Origin of the sequence: Nitrosomonas sp., assembly GCF_024282095.1 — a bacterium.
Lineage (GTDB): Bacteria > Pseudomonadota > Gammaproteobacteria > Burkholderiales > Nitrosomonadaceae > Nitrosomonas.
The window spans coordinates 1-6948 of sequence record NZ_JAMWZS010000066.1 but is presented as its reverse complement, the minus strand read 5'-3'; the positions used below and the strand labels follow the sequence as shown (position 1 = coordinate 6948).

Sequence of the window (6948 nt, the reverse complement as noted above, 5' to 3'; positions counted from 1 at the left end):
CCATCATTGCTCCTGTTGTGCTGGTGCTTGCGGTTGGTGCTTTCTTCTTGATGCGCCGCAAAAATAAAAACAATCCAACCGCAGCTTAATGTAGTGATTCTAAGATGGAAATAAGAGGGGGAGTAAGGTTTTTCTGAACTCGCCCCTATAAAAATAATCTAATTTTCGAATGTGTAAAGAAAGCCTCAAGTTAAGAAGGGAGGGGAAATTGTGCAAAATAAGCGATCATTAGCGTTTGTGATTAAGAGAATAACTGCTTGTGCTGCAGTATTGACTATGCTGTCGTTATTGTTTCAAGCAAATTCAGTAATGGCGCATGCAACCTTGGTTAAATCCGATCCACCTCGCAGAGCCTCACTCTCTACACCACCTAAGCAGATTCAGTTGTGGTTTAATGAAAAAATAGAAGCATCATATGCATCCGTTGCGGTGCTTGATTCGAATAAAAAATCAATCACTGATAATAACCCGGAAGTTGTTTCGGATAACCCCAAATCCGTTGTTTTAAACATACCGGAAATTGAGTCCGGGCGTTATACGGTGCAATATCGTGTGATGTCCGTGGACGGGCATGTCATCGAATCAAGTTTTGACTTCAGTGTAAAAAATAAAATGTAGCAATATGATAGAAGTCATTGCGGCAATTGCACGCTGGTTTCAGCTTGTGGCAAATCTGGTTTTGTTAGGCAGCTGCGTTTTTCTAGCAATTACGAGTACTGGAAAACGCGTATACACCGCTGCATGGATTGAAAGATTAGAGCGCTTCTTCCCTTGGTTGGCAGTGAGTATTCCGTTGGGATTGCTCATCATCCTAACAACAACCATAGTACAGATTACCGGCAATATCAGCGGCCTATGGCAGCAGGAAGTTTGGCTCGGTATTGTGAGAGATACACAGGTAGGCCAAATATGGGTATGGCGGGTTGCATCGGCCATGCTGTTATTAGCCGCAGTTATTTATCTTCGTAAGACATCCAAAGCGCGTTGGCGGTATATTTTATGCGCCGTTAGTGCGACTTTACCACTCATTGCCAGTTCATTGGCCAGTCACACAGCAGCAGAAGAATTATCGGTGACGGCAATCATGCCGTACGCGCTGCATCTCATTTTTGCAGGTATATGGTTTGGAGCCTTGCCGGCTTTCTTGCTGCTAATGTATGAAAATCATAAGTACGATAAAGACAAACAGGGAAATAATCTGAAATTCGAAACATTAAAACGTTTTTCATCAGTAGCTCTACCCGTAATGCTATTGATTATCCTGACAGGTATCATTGTAGGTGATCGTATATTTGATGACTACTATGCCGCATTGGTTGCTACGCCATATGGTTGGATGTTATGTGCCAAAATATTTCTATTGGGTATTATCCTGCTGATCGCAGTACGTGTGCGCGCATACTTACCCATGCTGATAAATAGTCAGCAAGCTGCGGATGATAGTCTTAGCCGGTTAAGTATGAGGAAATGGGTGCGTATCGAATTTATCCTGGCACTGATCCTGGTAATGCTGGCAACATTAATTACCAATACAACGCCCGTTAAGTATGCGTTGATTGAAAACTGGCCTTTTCCATTTCGATTCTCGATTGCTGCAACCTGGAATCAGCCCAATGTAGCAACGCAGGTATGGATAGGATTGGCGATTTTGGTACTGGCTGTAGGTCTTCTGAAGTTAGGTCAATCGCTGAAGTGGGGATTGAAACGTCTGATCAGTATTCCGGCGATTCTTTTTGTGTCAGGTTTGGCAGTTGCATTGCCCCCACTAGCCATTCAAGCATATCCGGAAACTTATCGTAGACCATTGGTGCCATTTGATGCTGTTTCAGTCGCTAATGGTGCAACATTATACGCTGAGCATTGTGTAGAATGTCATGGCCCTCAAGGCAAGGGTAATGGTATTAAATCACGAACATTATCAACCAGATTGCCGGATTTGCTGACCGAACCACATACCACAGAACATACCCCAGGGGATTTCTATAACTGGCTTACGTACGGGATGGTGAATACGGATATGCCGGGGTATGTAGAGAAATTGTCGGATGAAGATCGGTGGGATTTAGTCAACTTTGTCCATGCGTTATCGCGAGGCTATCAAGCGCGAATTTTATCGCCAGAAATCATTCCGAACAAAGCGTATGTAAAGCCCCCTGTTTTCTCTTACACCGGGCATGATGGGAGCAGTGGCGCATTGCAGGATTTCCGTGAACATAAAACGGTTTTGCTAGTTGTCTTTTCGTGGCCGCAATCCAAGGATCGGATAGAACAGTTAAGGGCGGCATATAGTCGACTCCATGAACAGCATGTTGCAGTGCTGGCTGTTCCAAATAGAGACCTGAGTGCCGATGAATTAGCGCAAGTTGCACAAGAATTACCTTTTCCCGTTATAACTCAAAGTGCCACGGAAATTGCAAATAGCTACTCACTATCGCGCCGAACGCTGAGCCACCCGGATATCATTGGTCGTGGAACAATCCCTGAGCATATGGAATTCCTGATTGATCGGTACGGATATCTGCGTGCACGTTGGATTCCATCGATTGATCAATCGGGCTGGTCAGATATTGATCAGTTAAACCAGCAAATCAGCCTACTTAATCGAGAAAATACGAAAATGCCGTTTCCAGAAGATTATGTTCGTTAAACCGTCCCTTTCTCAATTGCTAAAGAAACTTGTTTAAGGTTATTACCGCAGTCAGCAACGCAGTTGTTTCCGCAATTTCCACCAGTGTACCGGCTGTATCACCCGTTGTTCCATCAATGCGGTGAAGCATCAAATATCGTAAAAACAGGAAAGTAGTAATTGCAGTCAGTGATAACAAGGAGTAACGGATATCGGTAAGTAAGAATATCAATGCGAATGTTGCAACAATGATAAAAATACTTAAACGACGCGGCTGATGGGTTGCTAATGATGCACCCAGTCCATTGTTTCTAACATACGGTGTGGTTAAAAACAGCAGTGGCAATAGAGTCCTCGCGAGGATGATAGCCACTAACAAAACGATCCATTCATCGGCTGAGATCAGGGTATAAAGTGCTACGAACTTGAGTAGTATGATTAATACAATTGCTACCACGCCGGCCGGCCCACAATTGGGATCTTTCATAATCGCCAGTGTTTTTTCCCGGTCACCCATCCCACCAATCCAAGCATCCGCACTGTCCGCCAGACCATCCAGATGTAATCCACCCGTCAACAATATCCAGGCAGTAACCAATAGCGCTGCGGTCACAAGGGACGGCGTGTTGTGCAACACCCAACCTAATCCCATGAGTATTAATCCTATGATTAAACCGACAAGCGGATAGAAGAGTAAGGAATATCCCAGGTCTTTTTCGCTGGGCTGGGTCGTCAGTCGCACGGGCAATCGGGTCAGGAATTGCACCGCAATGAGAAATGGTTTGATCATGCGTAAGGATCAAGGATAAGCATTGCTTGAGGGTGTTCCGCTTGCTCTATACAGGCATGCTTCATGTCGGCATGGTTAACTTCAAATTCCAGCAAGCGTTCAATCGGGTGTTGCTGAATATGGCAAATGATTACTCGTATGACGCCACTATGCGTAATGAGTAAATTCTTTTCATCAACAAATTGTCGTTGGATCTCATACCAGGCTGATAGTACGCGTGCTTGGAAATCAAGCAAATGTTCAGCCTTGGGAGGTGGGTAAGTTAAGGGATTCTGCCAGAAGCGGGATAAAGCATCAGCATGGGTTTGCATCAATTCAGCGGCTGATTGATCTTCCCATTCGCCGAAATGAATTTCCTGGAGGCGTGCATCTTGTGTGACGGGAATGGAATAACGCTGCCCCAATGCTTGTGCAAAATCTGCGCAGCGAGTTAAAGGGGAGGTGATAATCTGCTGCCAGTGGGGTGGGTTTTTTTCAATGGTATTCCACATTTGTGTCCAGCCGAGCAAGGTCAATGGATAATCCGTACTACCGCAATAACGATGGCTGTTCTCAGTTTCGCCATGTCTGAGGAGATCAATAAAGGTTGTCATGGCTGAATGGTGATGGAATTTTTTTGTGCAACTTGTGCTTCTGAAAAAGTTGCCATTTCATTATGCAGCTGACAAGCCATGCGTAACAGATTGAGCGTGATGGCTGCACCACTGCCTTCGCCTAATCGCATATCCAAAGCAATCAGCGGTTCTGCATTGAGCGCTTTGAGAACCCTACTGTGACCAAGTTCTGTCGACCTATGGGAATAAATAAACCAGTGCTTACATCCTGGAGAAATATATTCAGCCGTTAATGCGGCAACTGTACTGATAAAGCCATCGATCAGCATGGGTAGCCCTGCTTGAGCGCCATGAATATAGGCACCTGCTAAAGCAGCGATTTCAAAACCGCCGACACAGCGAAGTGCATCCAAAGGAGAATTGATGTGCGAGCTATGGAACGACAAAGCCTGTGAAATCACATTTATTTTATGAGCAATGCCATGATCATCAAGGCCAGTACCGGAGCCTGTGAGTAGACCGGGCTGTTCATTCAATAAGAGACAAGCCAGCGCAGCTGCGCTGGTCGTATTACCGATGCCCATCTCGCCGCCAATAAACAAATGCTTGTTATTTTGTTGAGCACGCTCAATGGCTTCGTAGCCAGCATGCAATGCCTGACTCAATTGATTCCAAGTCATTGCGGGTTCATGGATAAAATTGGCCGTTCCTGGTCCCAGGTGATAATGCCGTACATTTGCCAGCGACTGCGTATCGTGTACCGTTCCCAGATTAATGATTTCCAGTGAAGCACCCAGCGCGCGGGCCAGTACATTGATGGCGCCACCGCCGTGTGCAAAGTTTCGGATCATTTCGCTGGTTACTGATTGCGGAAATGCTGAGACGTTTTCTGCTGCAACACCATGATCACCGGCAAATATTGCGATGTGCGCGCGTTCAACACAAGGCTGTGGAGTATTCTGTAAAGCGGCCAGTTGAATGGCAATTTCCTCAAGGCGACCGAGGGATCCAGGCGGTTTGGTCAGTTGTGTCTGGCGTATTTGTGCCAACTGACCCATTTCCTGATTTGGGGTAGCTAACGGCTCATCCAGCCAACTGAGAGCAACAGGTCTGGTCACACGCGTTCTCCTTTCAACATCAGTGGCAAGCCGGCAACGGTTAAAATGACCTGATCGCAGTGGTGTGCGATTTCCTGGTGCAATTTACCGGCTTCATCGCAATAGCGGCGGCTCAGTTCACCCATGGGAGTTACTCCCATATTGGTTTCATTACTGACCAGGATGAGCTTTCCCCCCAAACGGGGCAGCACTTCCAGAAATGCCGATCGTTCAATATCAAATCTTGAGGTATCCGGATGAGTCAATAAATTGGTTAGCCAAAGTGTCAGGCAATCAACCAATAAGCAATGTTCACTTTCCGCATGCTGACTCAGAACAGAGGCTAGTTGCAAAGGTTCTTCAATGACCTGCCAATGATCAGGGCGCCGCACTCGATGCGCAGCAATCCGTTCGCGCATTTCTTCGTCCTCGATGGTTGCCGTTGCAATATAGGTGACCGGAAGTCGGCTTTCCGTGGCCAGGCGTTCAGCCAGCCGACTTTTGCCTGAACGCACGCCGCCGAGAATCAATACTTGGGTGCTTGTCATGAGTTGCCTGGTTTCACGTTGAGTAATCGATACAGATGCGCGGTATCCAAATATTGGTCAACGCAATCCGCTAACCGGTTGATCGCAGCATCACACATGGCATGATAATCCGGTGTTGCGTTTTGACCATCCAGTCCGGCCCAGGTCAGTAATCCATCGCATGCGCTAGAGGATGTAAAAATACCATGCAGGTAGGTGCCCAGTATCAGTCTATCGTCACTGATTGCCCCATCATCGCCCTGCGCCAGATGAATGGCCGGCGGATAGGACGTATGGTAGGTTGTGATACCTGCATGGATTTCATAACCGGTTACGGTTGCATCATTAAAGGCCAGCGTTCCCTGCGTGTTGCGCAGCAGCTTGTCTGGTTGCAGCATCGTTTCCATATCAAAGAAATCGAATCCTTGGGCACTACCGGCATCGCCTTCCAGACCGTGGGGATCATGAATAAGCTTACCCAGCATTTGGAAACCGCCACAGATGCCCATCAGTTTTCCGCCGTAGCGTAAATGCCGGCGGATCGCCAACTCCCAACCATGCTGGCGCAACCAATTCAGATCAGCGCGTACGCTTTTCGATCCCGGTAAAATGATCAAATCGGCAGATGGGATGGTGTTGCCGGCACCGATAAATTGTAGATGGACTTGTGGATGCAGGCGTAGCGGGTCGAAATCGGTGTGATTGCTGATGCGCGGGAGTGCAGGGACGATAACCCGAAGATATTTCTGTTCCGTTGGTACAAAATCAGCCGGAGCAGGCAAGGCATCTTCCGCTTCGAGGTGCAAGCCTGGTAGGTAAGGTAAGACACCCAGAACCGGCTTGCCGGTATATTGTTCCAGCCAATCCAGTCCGGGTTGGAGCAATGCCATATCACCACGAAATCGGTTGATGACGAAACCTTGGATACGCGCCTGTTCACTTTCGCTTAACAATGCCAGCGTGCCTACCAGATGGGCAAAAACACCGCCACGATCAATATCCGCAATAAGAATGACCGGACAATCGACTGTTTCCGCAAAACCCATATTGGCAATATCGTTAGCGCGCAGATTGATTTCTGCTGGCGAACCGGCACCTTCAACGATAATCCGGTCGTATTTTCCGGCGAGCCGCGCATATGACTCAAGCACCGCCTTGAGTGCCATGGACTTATAATCGTGAAAACCGCAGGCGTCCATATTGGCGATCGCGTGTCCATGGATGATGACTTGCGCGCTCTTATCGGTGTTCGGTTTGAGTAATACCGGATTCATATCCGTGTGAGGTGCCAGCCCGGCAGCCAATGCCTGCACCGCTTGCGCACGGCCGATTTCTCCGCCATTGGCACTGACGA

At 47.5% G+C, this 6948-nt stretch carries 7 protein-coding genes; 2 read left to right on the top strand and 5 right to left on the bottom strand.

Going from position 1 to position 6948, the window contains the following annotated elements; translation table 11 throughout:
* Positions 1 to 210 precede the first annotated feature (210 nt).
* The gene (locus Q0K92_RS12720; RefSeq protein WP_297326167.1) at positions 211 to 618 is read left to right on the top strand and encodes a copper resistance CopC family protein; all 408 of its coding nucleotides are present in this window, start codon (positions 211 to 213) and stop codon (positions 616 to 618) included.
* Positions 619 to 622: 4 nt separating this feature from the next.
* On the top strand, positions 623 to 2647 hold the full coding sequence (locus Q0K92_RS12715; RefSeq protein WP_297326166.1) for a CopD family protein: 2025 nt from the start codon (positions 623 to 625) through the stop codon (positions 2645 to 2647).
* A gap of 19 nt (positions 2648 to 2666) precedes the next feature.
* Here Q0K92_RS12715 and Q0K92_RS12710 read toward each other — a convergent pair whose 3' ends face one another.
* The 5 genes from Q0K92_RS12710 to Q0K92_RS12690 all read right to left on the bottom strand — a co-directional run.
* The gene (locus tag Q0K92_RS12710) at positions 2667 to 3416 is read right to left on the bottom strand and encodes an adenosylcobinamide-GDP ribazoletransferase (protein WP_297326165.1); all 750 of its coding nucleotides are present in this window, start codon (positions 3414 to 3416) and stop codon (positions 2667 to 2669) included.
* Complete coding sequence (gene cobC, locus Q0K92_RS12705) at positions 3413 to 4009, bottom strand: alpha-ribazole phosphatase family protein (RefSeq protein ID WP_297326164.1); 597 nt, start codon at positions 4007 to 4009, stop codon at positions 3413 to 3415. The genes Q0K92_RS12710 and cobC overlap by 4 nt, the downstream gene beginning before the upstream one ends.
* Positions 4006 to 5088: a nicotinate-nucleotide--dimethylbenzimidazole phosphoribosyltransferase gene (gene cobT, locus Q0K92_RS12700; RefSeq protein WP_297326163.1), complete on the bottom strand. Its 1083-nt coding sequence runs from the start codon at positions 5086 to 5088 to the stop codon at positions 4006 to 4008. The genes cobC and cobT overlap by 4 nt, the downstream gene beginning before the upstream one ends.
* Positions 5085 to 5615, bottom strand: a complete 531-nt coding sequence (gene cobU / locus Q0K92_RS12695; RefSeq protein WP_297326162.1) for a bifunctional adenosylcobinamide kinase/adenosylcobinamide-phosphate guanylyltransferase — start codon at positions 5613 to 5615, stop codon at positions 5085 to 5087. Before cobU ends, cobT begins: the two co-directional genes overlap by 4 nt.
* A partial coding sequence (locus Q0K92_RS12690; RefSeq protein ID WP_297326161.1) for a cobyric acid synthase occupies positions 5612 to 6948 on the bottom strand: 1337 nt, incomplete at its 5' end. The genes Q0K92_RS12690 and cobU, both read right to left, overlap by 4 nt.

Excerpts from the sequence above, each read along its gene's own strand:
- Q0K92_RS12715 (WP_297326166.1), top strand. The coding sequence starts at position 623 with ATGATAGAAGTCATTGCGGCAATTGCACGCTGGTTTCAGCTTGTGGCA.
- Q0K92_RS12710 (WP_297326165.1), bottom strand. The coding sequence starts at position 3,416 with ATGATCAAACCATTTCTCATTGCGGTGCAATTCCTGACCCGATTGCCC.
- cobC (WP_297326164.1), bottom strand. The coding sequence starts at position 4,009 with ATGACAACCTTTATTGATCTCCTCAGACATGGCGAAACTGAGAACAGC.
- cobU (WP_297326162.1), bottom strand. The coding sequence starts at position 5,615 with ATGACAAGCACCCAAGTATTGATTCTCGGCGGCGTGCGTTCAGGCAAA.